The 20673-nt window shown below is 41.5% G+C and carries 15 protein-coding genes; 8 read left to right on the forward strand and 7 right to left on the reverse strand.

Annotated features, from left to right (window positions below; translation table 11 throughout):
- The first annotated feature begins 229 nt into the window (after window positions 1-229).
- The 4 genes from petD to VB620_RS09530 all read left to right on the forward strand — a co-directional run bounded on the left by petD (window position 230) and on the right by VB620_RS09530 (window position 3176).
- Entirely contained in the window at window positions 230-712 is a 483-nt protein-coding gene (petD, locus tag VB620_RS09515; RefSeq protein ID WP_323195908.1) for a cytochrome b6-f complex subunit IV, read from the forward strand.
- A gap of 312 nt (window positions 713-1024) precedes the next feature.
- On the forward strand, window positions 1025-1468 hold the full coding sequence (locus tag VB620_RS09520) for an ATP-binding protein (protein WP_323195909.1): 444 nt from the start codon (window positions 1025-1027) through the stop codon (window positions 1466-1468).
- 39 nt (window positions 1469-1507) lie between these two features.
- Window positions 1508-2677, forward strand: coding sequence for a glycosyltransferase (locus tag VB620_RS09525; protein ID WP_323195910.1), 1170 nt, complete (start codon window positions 1508-1510; stop codon window positions 2675-2677).
- A gap of 115 nt (window positions 2678-2792) precedes the next feature.
- Complete coding sequence (locus tag VB620_RS09530; RefSeq protein ID WP_323195911.1) at window positions 2793-3176, forward strand: hypothetical protein; 384 nt, start codon at window positions 2793-2795, stop codon at window positions 3174-3176.
- A gap of 292 nt (window positions 3177-3468) precedes the next feature.
- Here the strand turns inward: VB620_RS09530 and VB620_RS09535 are convergent, their stop codons facing one another.
- The 7 genes from VB620_RS09535 to petM all read right to left on the reverse strand — a co-directional run bounded on the left by VB620_RS09535 (window position 3469) and on the right by petM (window position 14578).
- Window positions 3469-6099 carry a DNA polymerase III subunit alpha gene (locus VB620_RS09535; RefSeq protein ID WP_323195912.1) on the reverse strand — a complete coding sequence of 877 codons (2631 nt, stop codon included), beginning with the start codon at window positions 6097-6099 and terminating at the stop codon, window positions 3469-3471.
- 325 nt (window positions 6100-6424) lie between these two features.
- A complete protein-coding gene (locus VB620_RS09540; protein ID WP_323195913.1) occupies window positions 6425-10276 on the reverse strand; it encodes an ATP-binding protein in 3852 nt (1283 codons plus the stop codon).
- A gap of 307 nt (window positions 10277-10583) precedes the next feature.
- Window positions 10584-10949 carry a DUF2237 family protein gene (locus tag VB620_RS09545; protein WP_323195914.1) on the reverse strand — a complete coding sequence of 122 codons (366 nt, stop codon included), beginning with the start codon at window positions 10947-10949 and terminating at the stop codon, window positions 10584-10586.
- Window positions 10950-10976: 27 nt separating this feature from the next.
- On the reverse strand, window positions 10977-11663 hold the full coding sequence (gene nblR, locus VB620_RS09550) for a response regulator transcription factor NblR (protein ID WP_323195931.1): 687 nt from the start codon (window positions 11661-11663) through the stop codon (window positions 10977-10979).
- Between the two features lie 201 nt (window positions 11664-11864).
- Window positions 11865-12782: an NAD(+) kinase gene (locus VB620_RS09555; protein WP_323195915.1), complete on the reverse strand. Its 918-nt coding sequence runs from the start codon at window positions 12780-12782 to the stop codon at window positions 11865-11867.
- A 401-nt stretch (window positions 12783-13183) separates the two neighbouring features.
- On the reverse strand, window positions 13184-14188 hold the full coding sequence (locus tag VB620_RS09560; protein ID WP_323195916.1) for an SDR family oxidoreductase: 1005 nt from the start codon (window positions 14186-14188) through the stop codon (window positions 13184-13186).
- A gap of 285 nt (window positions 14189-14473) precedes the next feature.
- Complete coding sequence (gene petM / locus VB620_RS09565; RefSeq protein ID WP_063872377.1) at window positions 14474-14578, reverse strand: cytochrome b6-f complex subunit PetM; 105 nt, start codon at window positions 14576-14578, stop codon at window positions 14474-14476.
- 310 nt (window positions 14579-14888) lie between these two features.
- On the opposite strand from petM, the gene pdxA reads away from it, so the two are divergent.
- From pdxA to VB620_RS09585, 4 genes are all read left to right on the forward strand, one after another.
- Complete coding sequence (gene pdxA / locus VB620_RS09570) at window positions 14889-15971, forward strand: 4-hydroxythreonine-4-phosphate dehydrogenase PdxA (protein ID WP_323195917.1); 1083 nt, start codon at window positions 14889-14891, stop codon at window positions 15969-15971.
- Between the two features lie 236 nt (window positions 15972-16207).
- On the forward strand, window positions 16208-17935 hold the full coding sequence (locus VB620_RS09575) for a diflavin flavoprotein (RefSeq protein WP_323195918.1): 1728 nt from the start codon (window positions 16208-16210) through the stop codon (window positions 17933-17935).
- Between the two features lie 46 nt (window positions 17936-17981).
- On the forward strand, window positions 17982-18491 hold the full coding sequence (locus VB620_RS09580; protein ID WP_323195919.1) for a phosphate-starvation-inducible PsiE family protein: 510 nt from the start codon (window positions 17982-17984) through the stop codon (window positions 18489-18491).
- A gap of 165 nt (window positions 18492-18656) precedes the next feature.
- The gene (locus VB620_RS09585) at window positions 18657-20387 is read left to right on the forward strand and encodes a diflavin flavoprotein (RefSeq protein ID WP_323195920.1); all 1731 of its coding nucleotides are present in this window, start codon (window positions 18657-18659) and stop codon (window positions 20385-20387) included.
- Window positions 20388-20673 lie beyond the last annotated feature (286 nt).

A 20673-nucleotide genomic window follows, 5' to 3' on the forward strand; every position in this document is an offset into this window, starting at 1 on the left:
TGTTTTAAACTTATGAGAAATCGGCAATTCATAACTCATAAGCGACAATAAGAATAAAGATTTGTATTTGCAGCCCAAAGCTGTAGACCCCCCCGCAGGGCAAAAGTTAAAAGTCAAACATGATTTGAGATGGTTGTGCTATTTATGCCGTGCTGTACTGGGGTTGCCTGATAGCTGATGGCTTTGGCAAATGCTTTAACTGAATTTGAGCAGGAGAGCGCATTAAAATATGTCAACACAGAAAAAACCCGATCTGAGTGATCCTCAGTTAAGAGCTAAACTCGCCAAGGGCATGGGTCATAACTACTATGGTGAACCCGCTTGGCCTAATGATTTGCTGTATGTATTCCCCATTGTGATCATGGGTTCCTTTGCTTGTGTTGTGGCTCTAGCTGTACTAGATCCAGCAATGACAGGTGAACCAGCAAATCCTTTCGCTACACCTTTGGAAATTTTACCAGAGTGGTACTTGTACCCTGTATTCCAGATTTTGCGATCGCTTCCTAACAAACTGTTGGGAGTACTAGCAATGGCAGCTGTGCCTCTGGGATTAATCCTGGTTCCCTTCTTGGAAAATGTGAATAAGTTCCAAAATCCTTTCCGTCGTCCTGTGGCGACCACAGTGTTTCTCTTTGGTACACTTGTGACCCTGTGGCTAGGTATTGGTGCTGCTTTACCATTGGATAAATCCTTGACATTGGGATTGTTCTAAACTAAGCAGGGAATAGCCTTTGATGCCTGTAGTTTCAAGAGTATCTACCAAATTTAGCCGTTGATTCTGAAAAGTTTACGTGCTAAAAACTGCTATAGCAATTACCACTGAAGTTTTGTGGATAACCTGCTCATAGTTTTGGCAGATATAATTTTGAATGCTATGGGCATCAATTTTAGCTAGAGATGTCAATAATTTAATTAGAAAGTGGATTTTTTAGTTGGGAATGGAAAATAAATTCTCAACTCAAAATTCACTCTTAAGCCACAAGTATAGGCATTTTTTAGGAAACTTATATTCAAGTCAAGGTCAATGCTTAGCATAGTGCAGCAGGACCATCTGGCGGTGAAGAGCGAACTAAAGCTCCTAAACTACGTACAACAATGGTTTGAGAAATTTTCTCTGGAATATTTGTCTCAATTTGGCTGGTCAGAAAGCCAACTTTATCGCCTCAACTTAGCATTGGCGGAGGGTTTTACTAATGCAGTTCGTCACGCTCACGGTGCTTTACCACCAGAAACAACTATAGAGATTGAAGTTAGTTTGTGGATTGACAGACTGGAAATGAGAATTTGGGATCAGGGAAAACCTTTTAATCCCGATGCGATCGCAGAGCCACAGCCTGGTACTTTGCAAGTGGGGGGGTATGGATGGTTTCTACTGCGGAGATTGGCTGACCATGTTGTATATGAACGCAGTCCAGATGGGCGAAATTGTCTACGGATTCTCAAATATGCCAGAGAAGAAAGAAAGTAGGAGGAGTCGTCAATTTTACCTTAATTTACTGAATTTTAAATGGGGATTCATCCGGTAACAGCCAAGCTCAGTTCAGGTGAGAAAGTTAACAAACAAGCTAATCATGTCTTCGTATTCTTAGAGATTTTTGCTCAAGAAGGCGGGATTCAATCCTATGTCCAGGATATTCTCCGTGGTTATGCGGGCTTGTCTCCTGAATGTAAAGCAGAAGTATTTTTATTGCGAGATAGTATTAAATACTCAAATCCTGTAGAGTCGGAAAATTTAACATTTAATTACTTTCAAGATCACTGGCCTCAATTGGGGAGGCTAAAAATGTCAGGGGCTTTACTGAAGTCGATTTTGCAAACACGCCCCCAGCACGTTTTTTGTGGTCATATTAGACTAGCTGTATTAATTAAAAGCATTTGTCAGCCCTTGGGTATTCCCTACACAGTCCTGACTTATGGTAAAGAAGTTTGGGAACCTCTGAACAATAGGGAAAAACAGGCTCTCGCATCAGCAGATAGCATTTGGACAATTAGCCGTTACAGCCGCGATCGCGCTTGTGCTACCAATGGTATAGATGTGCAGAAAGTCAAGATGTTACCTTGTGCCATTGACGGTAATCAATTTAGTCCCGGTGCTAAACAGCCAGATTTGGTTGAGAAGTATGGTTTAAGTGGTACTAAAGTATTAATGACTGTGGCGCGACTCTGGTCAGGAGATATTTACAAAGGTGTAGATGTGACGATTCGCGCCCTACCCCAAATTGCCGAAGTTTTCCCGGAAGTTAAATATTTGGTAATTGGTCGCGGTGATGACCAACCACGATTAGCCCAGTTAGCCGCAGATTTAGGGGTGAGCGATCGCGTGGTGTTTGCTGGTTTTATTCCCACAGCAGAATTAATCGCCCACTATCGCCTTGCTGATGCCTATATTATGCCCTCCCAAGAAGGCTTTGGTATTGTCTATTTAGAAGCCATGACCTGCGGTGTCCCCGTCCTATCTGGTGATGACGATGGCTCGGCTGACCCCTTGCAAGATGGTAAACTAGGATGGCGAGTCCCCCACCGCGATTCTGAGGCGATCGCCAGCGCTTGTATTGAAATTCTTCAAGGTGACGATCAACGTTGTCAAGGGGAATGGTTAAGGTCACAAGCGATCGCACTGTTTGGCATAGAAGCCTTTCAACAGCGTTTACAACAACTGGTTTTAGCTACATCCTAAGCCGATAGATCCAAAACTCAATTAATTTTTCTTGACTTTTGGTAGTGAAATCTAGGCTTTTGACTGGCAATTAAACTCGTTATCCTAGAGAAAAAGCGAGACCATAATTTTAAACATGAGCCTGAAATTTTTGCAATTGAGTCTGGAAAATCTGCGCCCTTGGCTGACTGTGTTAGCAGTTTTCTGGTTGCTAGCATCATTAGGTTTAGGGTGGCTAGTCAATTCATTATTAATTATCTTTGCTTTACTATTATTTGCACCCGTTGTTGCCTTCTTCGGGTTTCGCTGGTGGCTACAACGTAATTTAGTTAATGACCAGTGTCCTGTCTGTAATTATGAATTTACAGGCTTAAATAACACTCAGTTGCAGTGTCCGAATTGTGGAGAGTCGCTGTCAGTCAAAGAAGGAAATTTTCAGCGCTTCACACCAGAAGGAACAATTGATGTAACTGCAATTGAAGTGGAAGTGCAAGCAAAATCACTGGAAGATAAAAGTTAACATTATTGTATCAGTATAATTATCGAGATAACATCTGGCGATCGCTCTAAGTTTACTTAGAGCAAAAACTCAAACTAGTCTTGATACGTATAAAATGGGAACCAGAAATCAAAAGGCATACTCACTAAATCCAGTAAGTGATAATAGTGAAGACCACGAATATTATTCGCAATTGATAGATTTATTAGCCAAGATAAGTATTCTCAAACAAAGTTGACAGAGCTATAAATACACTCTCTGCTAACTCTTAAAAGCCCCTCCTCGCTTGCGGGGAGGGGTTGGGGTGGGGTTCTTACCCTGGTAAACCATGCACTTGCAGCAAATCTAATTCCTGAGTAAATATTTCGTCAATTGGTAACATTTGCCCGTCAGTGGTCATAAATTTATGGTCTTTCGTCGCCCGAATAGTTGAACCATCGGCTAAAGCATATTCAAATACTTCCTGTTCTCCCCGATTATGCCACTGGGCAATGGGTTGGGTGTAAACATTCCCATTTTGGTCAACACTATAAACATGACATTCCAAAGACTTAGTGACAATTTCTCCAATGGGAATCAAACCATATTCCACTGTTAAAACTTCTGTATCATAGGTTAAACAATATTCGGCAAACTTCAACATTTGCTCAAATAATTCGTCAGCTACTTGTTTTTTTACTCCATTCTTCGCCGCACCATCGACAAATTTTTCTCGCTGCTTTTGCATTTCTGCAACCTTCTTTTTACCCATCGCGCGGCGTAACAAATCGGCTTGTCCTAGAGAATACCCAGCCATATCTTGAGCAATTTTCATGATTTGCTCTTGATAAACCATAATTCCATAGGTTTCATTTAATATCGGTTCTAAAATAGGACTCTGATAATCAATTGCTTCCCGTCCATGTTTGCGGTTAATAAACTTGGGAATTAGTCCTGCATCTAAAGGGCCTGGTCGATAGAGTGCCAAAATAGAGGAAATATCTTCAATATTAGAAGGTTTCAAATCTCTAACTATCTGACGCATTCCTGAAGATTCTAATTGAAATATTCCTTCCAATTCTCCAGCTTCCAGAAGTTCGTAGGATTTTTGCACTTCTTTCGGGAGAGTTTTATGTTCACCTTTAGCTAATATCTTCTGAGATTTTCTTTCATCACCTGTAATGTTATCTGGGTCGATGCGATAACCACGGCTTTGTTCAATTAAATCAATTGTTTTTTGAATTAGGGTGAGGTTACGTAACCCCAGAAAATCCATTTTTAACAAACCCAGCGATTCCAAATCTTCCATAAAATACTGGGTAATCACTGAACCGTCATTGTTCCTCTGAAGTGGGACAATTTCATCTAACGGGTCAGCCGAAATTACTACCCCGGCGGCGTGGACACCAAAGGTTTTGTTAGTCCCTTCAATGCGGATAGCCATATCGAGCCAATGGCGCACATGGGGATTATTGTCATATCTTTCTTTAAACTCTGGGGCTGGAGTTTTATCAGAAATCATGACTTTGAGTTTAGTAGGTTTACCCCGCACTACCGGAATTAGTTTCGCCATTTTATCTGATTCCCCATAGGGAATATTCAAGACTCTGGCGACATCTTTTAATACGGCTTTAGAAGTGAGGCGGTTAAAGGTAATAATTTGCGCGACTCGATCTTTACCATATTTTTGGGTGACATATTCAATGACTTGATCGCGTTTTTCAATGCAGAAATCTGTATCAATATCCGGCATTGATTTACGTTCTGGGTTCAAGAAGCGCTCAAATAGTAACCCATGATGTACTGGGTCAATATTAGTAATCTTCATAGCATAAGCCACCAAAGAACCAGCAGCAGAACCACGACCGGGACCTACAGGAATATTATTATCTCTAGCAAATTTGATGTAATCCCACACCACTAAAAAATAGGTGGAAAAACCCATTTTTTGCAGCATTGTTAATTCATATTCCAATCTTTCTTTATAGACTTTATCTACTTCGCTGCGGGATTTCCGATTTAATCTTTCTAATAGTCCGTTCCAAGCTATTTCTTCGGCGTAAGTGTCGGGGGTGTGACCGGAAGGTATGGTGGGTGTGGGGATTTGCGGCTCGCCCATGATGTTGTAAACTCCCACTTTATCGGCGACTTCTTCCGTGGTGGCGATCGCCTCGGCAATGATATCATCTGGTAAATGGTCACGGAATAGCTGCTTCATCTCATCGGCAGATTTGAGATATTCTGTGCCGCTATAACGCATCCGTTTATCTTCACTAATTAGCTGTCCAGTTTGAATACATAATAAAGCGTCGTGTGCCTCGACATCAAAGCAAGAGATAAAATGAGAATCGTTAGTAGCAATAATTTTAATATTTAATTCCCGCGCAATTTTAACGATTTCGACGTTAACAATCCGGTCTTCTTGGGAACCGTGGTCTTGAATTTCTAAATAATAATCATCACCAAATAATTCTTTATACCATTTAGCAACTTTCCGGGCTGCATCTGGTCGATTACTGAGGATGGCTTGGGGAATTTCTCCACCTAAACAAGCACTGGTGACTATTAAACCTTCGTGATATTGTTGGAGTAAATCTTTATTAATACAAGGACGGGAAAAAATACCTTTACCTTGGACACCTTCGAGGTGAGAAATGGTGGTAATTTTAACTAAGTTTTTGTAACCTTGGGTATTTTTCGCTAAAACGACTTGATGATATTTAGGACGGCGTTCTTGCTTGGTAATATCGCCGTTAATGACATACATTTCATTGCCGATAATTGGCTTAATATTCTTACTGCGGCAAATTTTAATTAATTCTACAGCACCATACATGACACCGTGATCCGTCAGGGCGATCGCTTTCATCCCCAGAGAAATGGCGTGATCTACCAATTCTGGTAGCTGACTGGCTCCATCAAGCAAACTGTAATCACTGTGAATATGTAATGGCACAAAGGACATATACTTCTCTCTGGGAACTGGGGACTGGGGAATATGGTAAAAGTGTTCTAAGAGGGTGTTTGAAAAGTATTAGATGAAACCAATAATCTCCAAAAACCTAACCCCCCTTCCCCCCTTCCCTACCAGGGAATGGGGGTTTCAAAGCCTCTCCAGTAATAAAAGTAATTCCTTTCCCCTCTCCTTGTAGGAGAGGGTTAGGGAGAGGTCGGGGAGAGGTTTGGAGAGGGGTTTATTTATACATTAAAAACTTTTCAAACATCCTCTAAGAACTACGAACTACGAATTACGAATTACGAATTACGAATTACGAATTACGAATTACGAACTACGAATTACGAACTACAAGACTAGCCACTACTGTTACTAACTCAGTCGGCTCTATGGGTTTAGGTAAGTATAACTGATAACCTTCTTGAATAGCCCGTGTCCGATCTTCAGCCCTGGTAGAAGCTGTTAATGCGGCTGCGGGAATTTTACCACCTTGTTCTGGTGGTTGCGATCGCACCTGACGGATCAACGAATTACCATGCTCATCGGCCATAGCCATATCACAGACTAAAACATCTGGTTTCCAATCTAAAATCACCTGCAATGCCTCGGAAACTGATGCGACGGCTTTAACTTCCCCTTGGTACTCTTGTAGTACCTTAGTCATCAAATTAAGAGGCTCAATCTCGTCATCGACAACCAGCACCCGTACACCTAAAAGGGACTGATCAGGAAAATTTGTATTTTGGCTAGTCGGCTCAGAAGTAACACCCTTACCAGGTAACAACAGTGGTAACTTCACAGTAAAGGTTGCGCCTTGGTCTTCACCGTGACTATCGACATAAATAATCCCGCCATGCAATTCCACTAAATGATGTACGATTGCCAAACCTAATCCTAAGCCGCCATAAGAACGAGTGCTAGAACTATCAGCTTGACGAAAGCGGTCAAAAATATAAGGAAGAAACTCAGACTTAATCCCAATACCTGTATCTTTAACTTGGATTTGAGCATAACTAGTCATGGTTTGAGGTAATTCTTGACTATGATCAATGCTCTGGGAAAGTGCAATTTCTACCCTACCGCCTGGAGGTGTGAATTTGATGCCATTAGATAATAAATTCCAGATAATTTGTTGTAAACGCTCAGAATCACCAGTAATTAAATATCTGGAATCATCTGGCTGAATTTCTGGGGAAGGAATCAGAGAAAATCTCAAATCAATTTCTTTGGCTTGGGCGGCTAGATGGACTGTCTCAATAGCTGATTCAATGAGGGGAACCAAATTGCAAGTGGAAACATTGAGATGCAACTGACCTCTAATCATCTGGGAGATATCTAGCAAGTCTTCTATTAGCTGGGTTTGTGACCTAGCATTACGTTCGATACTTTCCATCGCCCTAGCTCTCTGAATCTCGCTCAGTTTGCGGCTTCGCAGCAGTTGCGCCCAGCCGAGAATAGCATTCAGTGGCGATCGCAATTCATGGGATAATATAGCTAGAAATTCATCCTTCATGCGGTTAGCGTCCCGCAGTTGCTGAGTTTGCTGCTGTAAAGAACTAATTAAACTGGCTTTTTCCATAGCGATCGCAATTTGGTCACACACAGCTTGCATCATTCCTCTTTGATTTTCAGTAAAGCTAGAGCAACGAAAGCTACCAAAATAAAGAGTACCGAGAACTCGTTCCGAGGCAATTAATGGAGAACTATAACAAGCTGTAATTCCTAAACTCCGAACCGATGCTACTTTTGGATCAGTTGATTCTTGAACATTTGCCACATAAATAGGATGGCGTTCTTGAGCTACAATACCGCAGATTGATGATCCCAAATCCAGATATTCATATTGTTTAGCAAACTCCTCCGGAAAGCCCTCAAAGGACACCAGGCGCATGACCTGAGAGTCTTCCTCAATTAAATAGTTGACATAAACATCCAAATCAATCTGTTCCGCCAGTCTTTCGTAGAAAATCTGAATCAGTTCTACTGGTTCCTGACTGGATAATAAATCGTTGGCTGTGTTAAATAGCAACTGTAACCTTTTATAGTTTAATGTCTGTGCTTTTTCGATTTCCTTAATCTTAGTAATATCTTGGAACGCCATCACACAGGTAGCTGGATGACCGTGCATCGCTGGTAAAGTATCAGCAAATATCAGTAAAGAGCGCACAAATTCACCCGTATGCCAGTCCATCTCGAATCCATCTATACTTTCTCCACGAGCAACCCGCACCGCAGGCATTTGGTCATTAGGAATGCGATTTCCTGCTGCATCTGTACAGTAGTAAACGTTGTGATACTCCTCGGCTGCGACACCTTTGGGGAAGTTACCTCCAGCTAATTCATCAGCAACTCGATTAGCAAAGGTTACCCGGCTCGTTTCTAGTTCAATAAACAGTAATGGCATAGGAATCATGTTTAACAAATTTTCCAGCCATTTTTGTTGATTTTGGATTGCTGACTCTACCTGCTTACGCTGGGTAATATCAAAAAATACACCAACACTACCTCTGGTCTTACCTTCTTCGTCAAACAACGGAGCCACAGACTCCAGCAAATTTACCACTTTACCGTTGTCATAGATAATATCCACTTCAAAATCTAGAACTTCAACACCATGAGCCGCAGAGTACTGCATGGGTAATTCTTCTGGTAATAATTCTCGACCTTCGCGGCAGACTTTAAAATTTGTCGGTTTTTGGCCAACAGGAGCGCTGAGAGAGGCATTCTCATCTGATGAAATCTCCAAATATTCGGCAAGACAGGGGTTAACTCGAATAGTTTTGCACTCCGCATCTTCAGCAATACCAATACCAATAGGAATTACTTGATATAAAGTTTGGAGTTCAGCGATGCGACGCTGTAAATCCTTGTTTAATTGTATTATTTCTTCTCTGGCTTCCTGGCGATCGCTTAAGTCCAAAATAAATACCACCGACTCTTCGCGGTTTTCACCCAGGAGAACATAACCGACTAAAACCGGAATTCGCCTACCATCTTTGTGAATATATTCTTTTTCATAAGGAGTACAAGTACCATTAGGGCTGGATTGGGCTTCTCTAATTCCTTGCTCATCTAAATGTAGATACTCTGACGGTGTAATATCGCTCCAATTTAACGTCCCAGACTGGATATCCTCTTGTGTATAACCAATTATGTTTAAAAATGCTTGATTCGCTTGGTGGATACCCCCGTACACATCACCAAACTTAATGCCAATAATATTAGAATCTACAAAACTTCTCAGTTTTTGTTCATAAGTTCTGATTTGTTTTTGCGCCTGATCATGTTGAAGATAAAGGCGTAATATAACTGATGAACTTTGCCAAATAAAAATAGCAAAAATCACTATTAAGATCATAGCAAACAACGACATAGCAAAGGCCGGATCGTATTTCCCTGCTAGTTCACCTTGGAGGATTAACCAACCTAAAACGAAGGGAATAGTGATGGCCGCCAGCAATAAACGACGGGTCATTAAGCCGTTGTAGCTATCACTAATGACGACTTCCATTAATCCCCGCTCTGGACGTATCCACAGAATGCCTACAGAAACTACAATAAAGGTTAATCCTGTATGTAATGCCATGGATGTTGTATATGAGGCCATAGGGGAAAAAACTTGTACTTGATAGGCATAGCCGATGACTACTTGTAAAGCAATCACAGCTGCTATGAGTGCGAAAATTTGAGCGTACCAATAACTCCGGCGTTTTTTGGGACGGGTGAAAATTAAAAGAGATATACCCACCAAGACAAAGTTTAAGGCACTATGAAAACCCATGCGCCCTGGATGAGATGTAAATAAAGCATTGGGTTGATCTGCAAATAATAACTCATCAATGCGAAAGTTCCAGCCGAACAAGTATTGACTGAGTGTGACTACACCAATCAAGGTTACGATTCCTGCACAAATTCGAGATGAGCGCCTGTAGAAAATTTTGTCTTTAGTGCTTTTACCTTTTCCCTTCTGTAACATCCATAAGGACACACCAGAGAGTAAGAAGCATAAAGCTTCATTGGGCTTCATTGTGACTAAATCGGCATTACCAAAGCTTTTGATAAATTCGAGGTCAAAAAACCAGCCAAACAACACTAAAACACCGACTAAGAATGCGATCGCACTGGTAATTTGCGGCACTCGTAATCCATCTAAGTCTTGCATTTGCAAGGGTTTGACGTTTAACATTGAATTTTTTACCACCGAACTGTTTAGTATAGTAATATTTAGTAGTTTTTCAGCACCGAGATGAAGATAACTAGATAATTTGTAATTTAAGCTATTGACTAATATTTGATTTTTTCTCTATCTATGTGCAGATTTTTTGATTGTAGAGTCGGGATAAAAAAATAATAAGGATCAATCAATTATCTGCCTATAAATATATTATTTGGAAAATTTTGAGGCGATGTTAATCAGACTTAGGCAATAACTTTGCTTTGACAAACGTGGAGTTCCCGGAAACTGAGGTTCACCGGAGTCTATTGGATGCGCCCTAACTGACGGCGTGTTTTTGCAAATCTTCCAGAGAACAGACTTCTAAGGCTCTAGCATGGGTGGCTGTTAGGACAACTGGTGGTGCAACCCCAGCTTCTAATGCTTCTTGCCAACGGGCGGCACATAAACACCAGCGATCGCCTGGACGTAATCCAGGAAAATCAAATTGGGGAACTGCTGTGCTGAGGTCATTTCCCTGTAATTTGGTATATTCCAAAAATTCTGCTGTGACTTGGGCGCAAACAACGTGCATTCCAAAATCTTGACCACCTGTACGACAAAAGCCATCACGATAATAGCCAGTGAGGGGAGATGTGCAGCAACTCTCCAGGTCTGTCCCTAGTACGTTTTTTGCGTCTGGCATAGTCAATTCCTATTGATAATTTTAAAATTAAGACTCTCGTAATACGTATCCCACACCACGCACTGTTTGAATCAGGCGCTTGTGACTTTCGTCTTCAATTTTCAGGCGTAAGTAACGAATATACACTTCTATCACATTGGACTCGCCCATAAAGTCATAACCCCAGACATTTTCCAAAATTTGTTCGCGGGTTAATACTTCACGGGGGTGTTCCATTAAAAATTTTAACAGTTCAAATTCTTTCATAGTCAAGTCAATTGACCGACCGTTATGTATAGCGCGACGGGTGGCTATATCTAAAACCAAATCCCCAAAGCGTAACTGTTCCGTTGTTTCCACATCTGGTTGGAGATAGAGGCGAATCAACTTTAAAAAGTCCTCTGGGCGATAAGGCTTGAGAAAGTAATCATCAGCCCCAGACTCTAAACAGGCTACCCGGTCATCTACTGTATCTCTAGCCATGAGTACGAGGACAGGGGCGCACATCCCAGCGTTTCTGAGATTTTTGCACAATGAGAGTCCTGATTCTCCTGAGAGCATCCGGTCTACAACTATTAAAGCAGGTTGGCGATCGCGGCAGGATTGTAAACCACTAGCCGCATTATGAGCCAAAATCGCTTCATAACCAGCTTCTCGCAAATCAAAGGACAGCTGATTTGCTAGACTCTCATCGGTTTCAATCACCAGAACACAGGGACTGTGAGCAATTGTCATCATAATTTAGCAATCTTGGATTGGGGATTTGCAATTGTCTAGACTTTCCTGAAAAACTTGATCAAAACATTAATCACCACATATAAACACATATCAGGATAAATACTGTGTTTTTTCATAAATGAGGTGTTATCCAGTAACTTAGATGCAACTTTTCTCCCTGATTCCAAGTTCCAGATTATGCTTAGTAATTTACTATTACTAAGGTAACTCTACTGATGTGGGTTTGGCGATATGTGGTAGACCCCAACCCAGCTTTTCGCGCAAAATGCGGAAAAATTCTGGTGGTTGCAGACGAATGAAACGGACACTGTAGCGCGATCGCTCCAAATATACCCGATCTTCTGGGAAAATATAACATCCCCCATTACCATCTACTACCATCACCAGGCGAGGAATATTAACTGGGTAAATGTTGACTGTCTCCGTATCAGGAAATACCAATGCCCTAGAAGCTAGAGAGTGGGGACAAATGGGGATTAACTGTAACACTGGTACACCAGGAGTTACCACCGGACCCCCAGCACTTAATGAATAAGCTGTTGAACCTGTGGGGGTAGAAACTATCACGCCATCCGCCGCAATATCTACTGGTGCGTGTCGCCCGACGGCAATTTCAAAATGGCACATTGAGGTTAATGGTTCTCGATGTAAAACCATTTCGTTTAAGCACAGGGCCTCCCACAGCACAGACTCACCGCGAAAAACTTTCACGGTCAGCATGGCTTGTTCTTCAATTTCAAATTCACCCGCCATCGCCTGTTCTAGGGCTTCAGGGAGTTGATTTACATAGGTTTCCGTCAAAAATCCCATGTGACCAGTATTCACTGTTAAAAGTGGAATACCTATGGGAGCCACTTGACGAGAAGCTGCTAACACAGTCCCATCTCCCCCTAATACCACAGCAAACTTCATGTCTGAGTCGAAACCAGGGGGAGTCAGTCCTTCAATGGGGGTATGACAAACTGGACTATCTGGATTAGAGTAGCCCAATATGCCACCAAGACTGGTGGTAACAATTACATCCCAACCAGCAGAGGCCAGCTTTTCTTGCAGTTCGATAGCGATGCGAGCCGCTATCGGTTTAACGTCATTGTAAATAATGCCTGCTTTCGGCACACTCAAATATCCAAGTTTCGGCTATGCTTTTTACTTATTTGACATACCTCCTCGTCCTAAAGAAGCGAGGATTCGTTGACACTTCGCTGGAACACGCCATAAGTGGTCTTATCGTCCCTCCATGTCCGTTTAAAGTCTCCCAATGCCCTATGGCGACTATGCCAAAATTTTAACATAAAGCCGTCCTAGAAGGCGATGCACTGAGCAGTTCGACAGGCTCACTGTAACACTTGTCGAAGTGACGGGGCTTGTATCCCATTATTTTCGGGTCAATGTAGTCATTAGTCTCTTAAAAAATCACTAGAGAAAGAGGCAGGGGGAAAGAGGCAAGGGAGCAGGGAGCAGGGGGGAGAAGACGGTAATTTCCTACTGACTAATGACCAATGACCAATGACCAATGACTACTGACCATTAGCTTTGGATGATTGTTTAAAGGGAGTCTTTTTAGGTTTCTGTTTTTTGTTTCTGGATTTAGTTTTTTCGTAGTCTAGTTCTTTCAGCTTCTTCATGATGCGGCTGAAATACTCTTGCAGGTAGCTTTCCAGAGTTGTGGTTTGTCCTTGGTCTAAGCCAAAGACTTGGTAGACTTCATCCATTGGGGCATTTAAGGGTTTACCACTGGCTAAGACTTCTGTAAACTCCAGCCTGTCTGCAATGTTCCATCCCCACTGAAAGAAGCGGATAACTCGCCGCACAGTACGCAGTAAGTTAATGGGCATTCTGGTGATTCTGGCTTCTTTTCCAGACAAACGCTCACAGAGGGAAATGATTTCTTCAGCACTCCAAGCACGAGTACCGACTACAGGAAAAGCTTGTCTCTCGGTTGCTGACACACTTAAACTGCGAATAGCAAATTTAGCGATGTCTTGAGTATCCATATAAGCCACTGGGGAAGACTTACCAGTTACCCAAACTGGTTGATTTTCCAAAATGGGGATACCGTATTGGCCGATTAAGCCTTGCATAAAGCCAGCCAAGCGTAAAATTGTGTAATTTATACCAGATTCAGCTAAAAAATGTTCTGTACACCGCTTAATTTCCATCAGTGGTACTTCTGGATACTTATCGGCATCAAGAATAGAAAAAAATATAAAACGTTCTACACCGGCATTTTTTGCGGCTTGAATTAATGCTAGTTTGCCATCCCAGTCCACTTCCTTGATAGTCAATGAATCTGTAGCGCGAGATGTGGCAGCGTCAATGACTGCGGTGACACCTGACAGCGCTCCGGTAAGGCTTTCGGGGTTACATAAATCTCCCCGCACTAATTCTGCGCCCCATTCTTTGAGAAATGCAGCTCTTTTAGTACTGCGCACAAGACATCTTACTTTATGCCCCTCATCGATAGCACGACGAGCCACTTGTCTTCCTAAGGTGCCAGTGGCACCGACGATTAATAAAGTCATGAGGGTAGTAATAAATTTTTAAGTTTTATGAAATGAATCTTAACAGAATTAGCTCTCTAAACAAAAGTTTACATTATTTTAATAAACTTGATTCATCCAAAAGGGGAAGGAGAAGAGGAAAGGTTGTGAAGCACTAACTGGGATAGGACTTACGCACAAGTCACGGAAGAATGAACCACGAAGGGAAGAAGAACACAAAGGAAAGAGAGTTTGAAAGGTATTTTGCGTAAGTCCTAGTAAAGTAATTTCTAACTCACTCCTGCTCCCCTTCCTCTTCTGTGAGGATTATTCCTCTGCTCCCTGAATTTTCAGTAATAAAGCACCTAAAGCCCAACCTACGAAGATTAAGCTAAAAGATAATAGTGCTGCATTCAAAATTTCGCCGCCCATGAGTGTAATTCTCCTTCAGGAATGGTTGATTAGAAGTCAATCTTGAGGTTTCCCTTGATATTGACTATGTTTTGGACTGTTTCACAAGATGGGAGTGTTAAATCAAATTTGCACACAACCAATTTGCTCGCCTACTGTGATTCTAGGCATTTGAATGTTATGTCTATCAGTTGCCTGATGCAAAGTAAACTGGCTCTACAAAGGCTACTGTTTAATTAGACCTATGTAAATAATTCTAAACCAGTTTGATGATCAATCCCTAATGTTGGGTGATGGAAGTCCTTTGAATATAAGATTATGAAGTAATATTATGTATGAAATCAATCAGAATAAAACCGTAAAATCCTCAGAAAAGAATCGTCCCAGTTTGGCGTTAACATTAGGAGATCCGGCGGGAATTGGTCCAGAAGTGATTTTAAAGGCTTTGGCGGATTCAGCTATTCATGAAAACTGTGACGTAACTGTTGTAGGTAGTAGAGATTTACTGCTGGGAGTTTATCAACAGTTGAATACCACAGATTTGGCTGATCCTGATGATTTACAGGTGATGGATGTGCCGTTAGAGAATAAGGTTGCAGAGAATATTGTGATGGGTAGGGGTAATGCTGCTAGTGGTGCGGCGAGTTTTGCCTATATGGAATCTGCGATCGCCTGTACGTTATCTGGTAAGTTTGATGGGATTGTGACAGCGCCCATTGCTAAATCTGCTTGGAAGTTGGCAGGTTATGATTACCCAGGACAAACGGAACTTTTAGCCGAAAAATCCGGTGTTGACCGCTTTGGAATGTTATTTGTGGCGCGATCGCCTCATACTGGTTGGATACTGCGGACTTTACTAGCCACCACACATATTCCTCTTTCTCAAGTAGCGGTGACATTAACACCGGAATTATTAACGAGAAAATTGGATTTATTAGTGGAGTGTCTAGAAGCAGACTTTGGCTTAAAAAATGGCAAAATTGCGATCGCAGGTTTAAATCCCCACAGTGGCGAACAGGGACAACTGGGACAGGAAGAACAAGATTGGTTAATTCCCTGGTTAGAACAAGAACGCCAAAATCGCCCCCATTGGCAGCTAGATGGACCAATACCACCAGATACTATGTGGGTGAAGCCTGGTCAAGCTTGGTATGGTAATTCTACTGTTAAGAATCCTGCCGATGCTTATTTGGCACTGTACCACGACCAAGGCCTAATTCCGGTGAAGTTGATGGCTTTTGACCGCGCTGTTAATACTTCCATTGGTTTACCTTTTGTGCGGACTTCACCAGATCATGGTACAGCTTTTGATATTGCAGGTCAGGGAATTGCCGACGCTACGAGTATGAAAGCAGCTATAGAGTTGGCGACTGAGTTAGTTAGTCAAAGGCTGAAGGTTTCTAGTGCAAAATAGTCTTATTTTCAGCGCTTTTTATGCGTTTGATTTATTGAACCGCAGAGGCGCAGAGAACGCAGAGTTAATAAATTAGCATCAAACTAATGATTAGTATTGATAAACATCAATGCTACTGTTATGTCAAGACATATAAGTATTACTAATTAATTACTTGAGAAATTGCGACTTTACTAATTATGGATTTTAGTTCAATATAAAAGAATATTAAATCCCCCATAAATAGGTAAAAATCAATGGTCATACTGACAGAAAATACTCCAGCTATTAATGTCGGACGTTTAACTATTGAAACGGTAGAAATTGCTGATCAAACTACTGCTATTCGCTGTCTTGATTGGGATCGGGAGCGTTTTGATGTGGAGTTTGTTTTACGAAATGGCACAACATATAACTCTTTCTTAATTCAAGGTGAAAAAGTTGCTTTAGTTGACACCTCACATCGCAAATTTGAGGAACTATATTTGGAGATAGTTGCGGGATTAATTGACCCCAATAAAATAGACTATTTAATTGTTAGCCATACGGAACCAGACCATAGTGGTTTAGTTAAGAATATTTTAGATTTAGCTCCTGAAATCACAGTTGTTGGTTCTAAGGTAGCAATTCAGTTTCTCGAAAATATGGTTCACCAGCCATTTAAATCACGGGTAGTAAAAAGTGGAGAGCGTTTAGATTTAGGGAATGGTCACAACTTAGAATTTATATCTGCACCTAACTTACACTGGCCTGATACAATTCTTACCTACGATCATCAAACAGGTATTCTCTACACCTGCGATGTATTTGGGATGCATTATTGTGATGACGATACTTATGATGAAAATTTCGCCACCACAGCAGCAGATTTTAAATATTACTATGACTGTCTCATGGGACCAAATTCCCGGTCTGTCTTAGCAGCTTTAAAACGTATTGGCCATTTAGAAATCAAGACAGTAGCTACAGGTCACGGTCCTCTCTTAAAACATCATATTTCTGAATGGTTAAATAAGTATCTCACCTGGAGTTTAGAGCAAGCTAAAACAGAGATATTAGTTGTCTTATTTTATGCTGAAGGTTATGGCTATAGTGAACATTTAGTCCATACCTTGGGCTATGGATGCAATAAAACAGGTGTAGGTGTAGAATTGATCGACATCAATAGTGCTGAACCACAAGAAGTTAGAGAATTAGTATCTCAAGCTTCTGGTATAGTGATTGCCATGCCGTCACAATATTCAGTCACGGCTCAAACTGCTTTAAATACTATTTTGGCGGCTGTGAATCAGAAGCAGACAATTGGTTTATTAGAGTCTGGTGGTGGGGAAGATGAGCCTGTTTACCCTTTAAGAAATAAGTTTCAAGAGTTAGGATTAGTTGAAGCATTCCCCCCTATTTTAATTAAAGAGACTCCGGGAAAAACAGCAGAGCAGTTGTGTGAAGAAGCGGGTACAGATATGGGACAGTGGTTGACGCGCGATCGCACAATTAAAAAAACTAAATCCATCAATAACGAATTAGAAAAAGCTTTAGGAAGAATTAGCACTGGGTTATATATTATCACCACTAAAAAGGGTGAAATTCACAGTGCAATGTTGGCTTCTTGGGTGATTCAAGCCAGCTTAAATCCTTTAGGAATAGCCATTGCAGTCTCTAAAGATAGAGCCATTGAATCTTTAATGCAAAGAGGCGATCGCTTCGTGTTAAATGTCCTCGGAGAAGATAACTATCAAGGATTAGTCAAACATTTTCTCAAGCGTTTTTCTCCCGGTGCAGACCGCTTTGAAGGCATAAAAACCTATCCAGCAAATAATAATTCTCCCATCCTTGTAGATGCTTTAGCCTATATGGAATGCGAAATTACCAGCCGCATGGATTGTGGCGACCATTGGGTAATTTACAGCACTGTCGAAACTGGGAGAGTTGGGGATGTTAATACTCTGACTACCGTTCATCACCGCAAAATCGGCAATCATTACTAAACCTGAGATTTTAGATTGCTACCAAATCCCCAATTCCTTCATTGATATGTACAAACCTGTTCTAGAAAATAAGCAAATCTCTGTTTACGAAATTAATCGGGGTCGCATCGTCCGCAGTTTGGAATTTATCCAAGATGTGATTGTAATTTCCTTGTGTATTGGTTTATTTAGCTTCATGGCTATCGAAGTATGGGATATGTTTCTCTCTCTACTTCCTCCTTTAGATTTCCATGTTGTTACTGCTGATATTTTGTTTTTACTGATTTTAGTGGAGTTGTTTCGGCTGCTGATTATTTACCTGCAAGAACAACGCATATCCATTGGAGTCGCCGTGGAAGTTTCCATTGTTTCCGCCTTACGAGAAGTAATTGTTAAGGGGATATTAGAAACCGATTGGAGTCAAATTTTAGCGACTTGTGCCTTCTTATTAGTGTTAGGAATCCTGTTAATTTTGCGAGTTTGGCTACCTCCTACCTTTGATGGTATTGACCCAGAACAAAAAATATCCCAACACCATCGAAATCGCCATAAACAGGGATTAGCTAATAGGGATTAGCAATTAAACCGAATGATTTCTCTTCACTGATCAGGACTTACGCAAAATTATCAAAAAACAAACCACATCAGATCCAGAGAAAAACAATAAGTTAAGAAGGTTTCACCAGAGTTCTGGCGTAAGTCCTACTGATAACTGATAACTGATAACTGAGAGGAGAATATTATGACCGTTGCTACATTCAGTCGTCCCAGAGATGTACAAGTGGCAAATATTGGTGAACAAACGCTCATGTTGCGATCGCGCACTTGGGAACGTCTAAAATTTGAAGTTGAGTATTCACGTCAAAAAGGGACTACAGCCAATTCTTATCTGATTCAGGGTGACAAAACAGCTGTAATTGACCCTCCTGGTGAATCTTTTACCACTATTTATTTAGAGCAACTAGCCCAACATCTTGATTTCACTACCCTTGATTATATTATTCTCGGTCACGTCAACCCCAACCGCCGAGTTACCCTGGAAAAGTTACTGTCTCTAGCACCCCAAGCTACGTTAATTTGCTCCCGTCCTGCGGCTAATGCTTTAAAAACTGCTTTTCCTGATTGGGAATCATCCATTCAAGCTGTGCGCTTTGAGGATACTTTGGATTTAGGACAAGGACATAAGTTGAAATTTATCACAGTTCCTACTCCTCGTTGGCCTGATGGTCTTTGTACCTACGACCCTGCAACGAAGATTGTCTATACAGACAAATTTTTCGGCGCTCATATTTGCGAAGATACCTTATTTGATGAAGACTGGAAAACATTAGACGCGGAACGTCATTATTACTTCGACTGTCTCCACGCACCCCAAGCCAAACAAGTTGAAACAACTTTAGATAAATTGGCGGTGTTAGGAGCGAAATGTTATGCTCCTGGTCATGGGCCACTGGTGCGTTATAGTCTGAGTCGTTTTACCTATGACTACCATCAATGGTGTCAAGCACAGAAATCTCAAGATTTAAGCGTTGCTTTGCTTTATACTTCTGCTTATGGTAGTACAGCAATTTTAGCTGATGCGATCGCTCAAGGTTTGATTCAAAATGGCGTAAGTGTCGAACCCCTCAACTGTGAACTTGCAGACCCCGCAGACATCACCCGCATCATCGAAGCTAGCGATGGATTTATTATCGGTTCTCCCACTTTAGGCGGTCATGCACCCACACAAATTCAAACAGCTTTAGGTATAGTCCTCTCAACGGCGGCGAAAACTAAGTTAGCTGGGGTGTTTGGTTCCTACGGTTGGAGTGGCGAAGCCATAGATTTAATCGAAGGTAAACTCAAAGATGCTAACTACAGTTTAGGCTTTGAAACAATTCGAGTCCGCTTTAGTCCTACAGCAGAAATTCTCCAACAATGTCAAACCGCAGGGGCGACCTTTGCCCAAACCTTAAAGAAAACAAAGAAACTGCGTACTCCTCGCCAAGTCGTTCCAGAAGCCAAAATCGACCGTACTGAACAAGCCGTAGGCAGAATAATTGGTTCCTTGTGTGTAGTAACCACCCGTGATTTAGAAAATCATAAAGGTATTTTAACCTCATGGGTATCTCAAGCCACATTTAATCCCCCAGGAATTATGATTGCTGTTGCTCAAGAACAGAATGCAGATTTAATGCGCCAACCGGGGGACAGATTTGTGCTGAATATCCTCAAAGAAAATAGAAATTTACGACGTTACTTTTTCCGTCAAAGCACATTAGGAGAAAATCCCTTTAGTAATCTAGAGACTAAAACTGCTGATAATGGTTGTTTAGTCTTAACTGAAGCATTAGCTTATCTAGAATGTACCGTCACCAACTTACTGGAATGTGGTGACAGATGCTTAATTTATGCCGTAGTCAATCAAGGAGAAGTATTAGAACAGGATGGAGTGACTGCCGTTGAACACCGCAAATCAGGTAGCCATTATTAACAGTTATCAGTTAGCAGTTAGCAGTTTTCATGTATTTAGCTCGACTTTATCCATTTTTTTCGCAACGCGATTGCTATCCCTGAAACCTTTGTGCGGTAAGTGTTCTAATTTTTTGATTTCATCGAGAATCAGTGATATGGAAAAAGTATTTGCCAAGAAGCCAGGGTTTTTGCCAGATATGGAAACCGAGTTCTTAATTTTGGATAAAGTCGAGCTTAGACCACACTCTTGATTCCTCTCCGCGCCTCTGCGCACGCCACTTGCTACAAGTCGGGTAACCCGCCCA

It is taken from the genome of Nodularia harveyana UHCC-0300, assembly GCF_034931085.1.
GTDB lineage: Bacteria > Cyanobacteriota > Cyanobacteriia > Cyanobacteriales > Nostocaceae > Nodularia > Nodularia harveyana.

Excerpts from the sequence above, each read along its gene's own strand:
- petD (WP_323195908.1), top strand. The coding sequence starts at position 230 with ATGTCAACACAGAAAAAACCCGATCTGAGTGATCCTCAGTTAAGAGCT.
- VB620_RS09520 (WP_323195909.1), top strand. The coding sequence starts at position 1,025 with ATGCTTAGCATAGTGCAGCAGGACCATCTGGCGGTGAAGAGCGAACTA.
- VB620_RS09525 (WP_323195910.1), top strand. The coding sequence starts at position 1,508 with ATGGGGATTCATCCGGTAACAGCCAAGCTCAGTTCAGGTGAGAAAGTT.
- VB620_RS09530 (WP_323195911.1), top strand. The coding sequence starts at position 2,793 with ATGAGCCTGAAATTTTTGCAATTGAGTCTGGAAAATCTGCGCCCTTGG.
- VB620_RS09535 (WP_323195912.1), bottom strand. The coding sequence starts at position 6,099 with ATGTCCTTTGTGCCATTACATATTCACAGTGATTACAGTTTGCTTGAT.
- VB620_RS09540 (WP_323195913.1), bottom strand. The coding sequence starts at position 10,276 with ATGTTAAACGTCAAACCCTTGCAAATGCAAGACTTAGATGGATTACGA.
- VB620_RS09545 (WP_323195914.1), bottom strand. The coding sequence starts at position 10,949 with ATGCCAGACGCAAAAAACGTACTAGGGACAGACCTGGAGAGTTGCTGC.
- nblR (WP_323195931.1), bottom strand. The coding sequence starts at position 11,663 with ATGACAATTGCTCACAGTCCCTGTGTTCTGGTGATTGAAACCGATGAG.
- VB620_RS09560 (WP_323195916.1), bottom strand. The coding sequence starts at position 14,188 with ATGACTTTATTAATCGTCGGTGCCACTGGCACCTTAGGAAGACAAGTG.
- petM (WP_063872377.1), bottom strand. The coding sequence starts at position 14,578 with ATGGGCGGCGAAATTTTGAATGCAGCACTATTATCTTTTAGCTTAATC.
- pdxA (WP_323195917.1), top strand. The coding sequence starts at position 14,889 with ATGTATGAAATCAATCAGAATAAAACCGTAAAATCCTCAGAAAAGAAT.
- VB620_RS09575 (WP_323195918.1), top strand. The coding sequence starts at position 16,208 with ATGGTCATACTGACAGAAAATACTCCAGCTATTAATGTCGGACGTTTA.
- VB620_RS09580 (WP_323195919.1), top strand. The coding sequence starts at position 17,982 with ATGTACAAACCTGTTCTAGAAAATAAGCAAATCTCTGTTTACGAAATT.
- VB620_RS09585 (WP_323195920.1), top strand. The coding sequence starts at position 18,657 with ATGACCGTTGCTACATTCAGTCGTCCCAGAGATGTACAAGTGGCAAAT.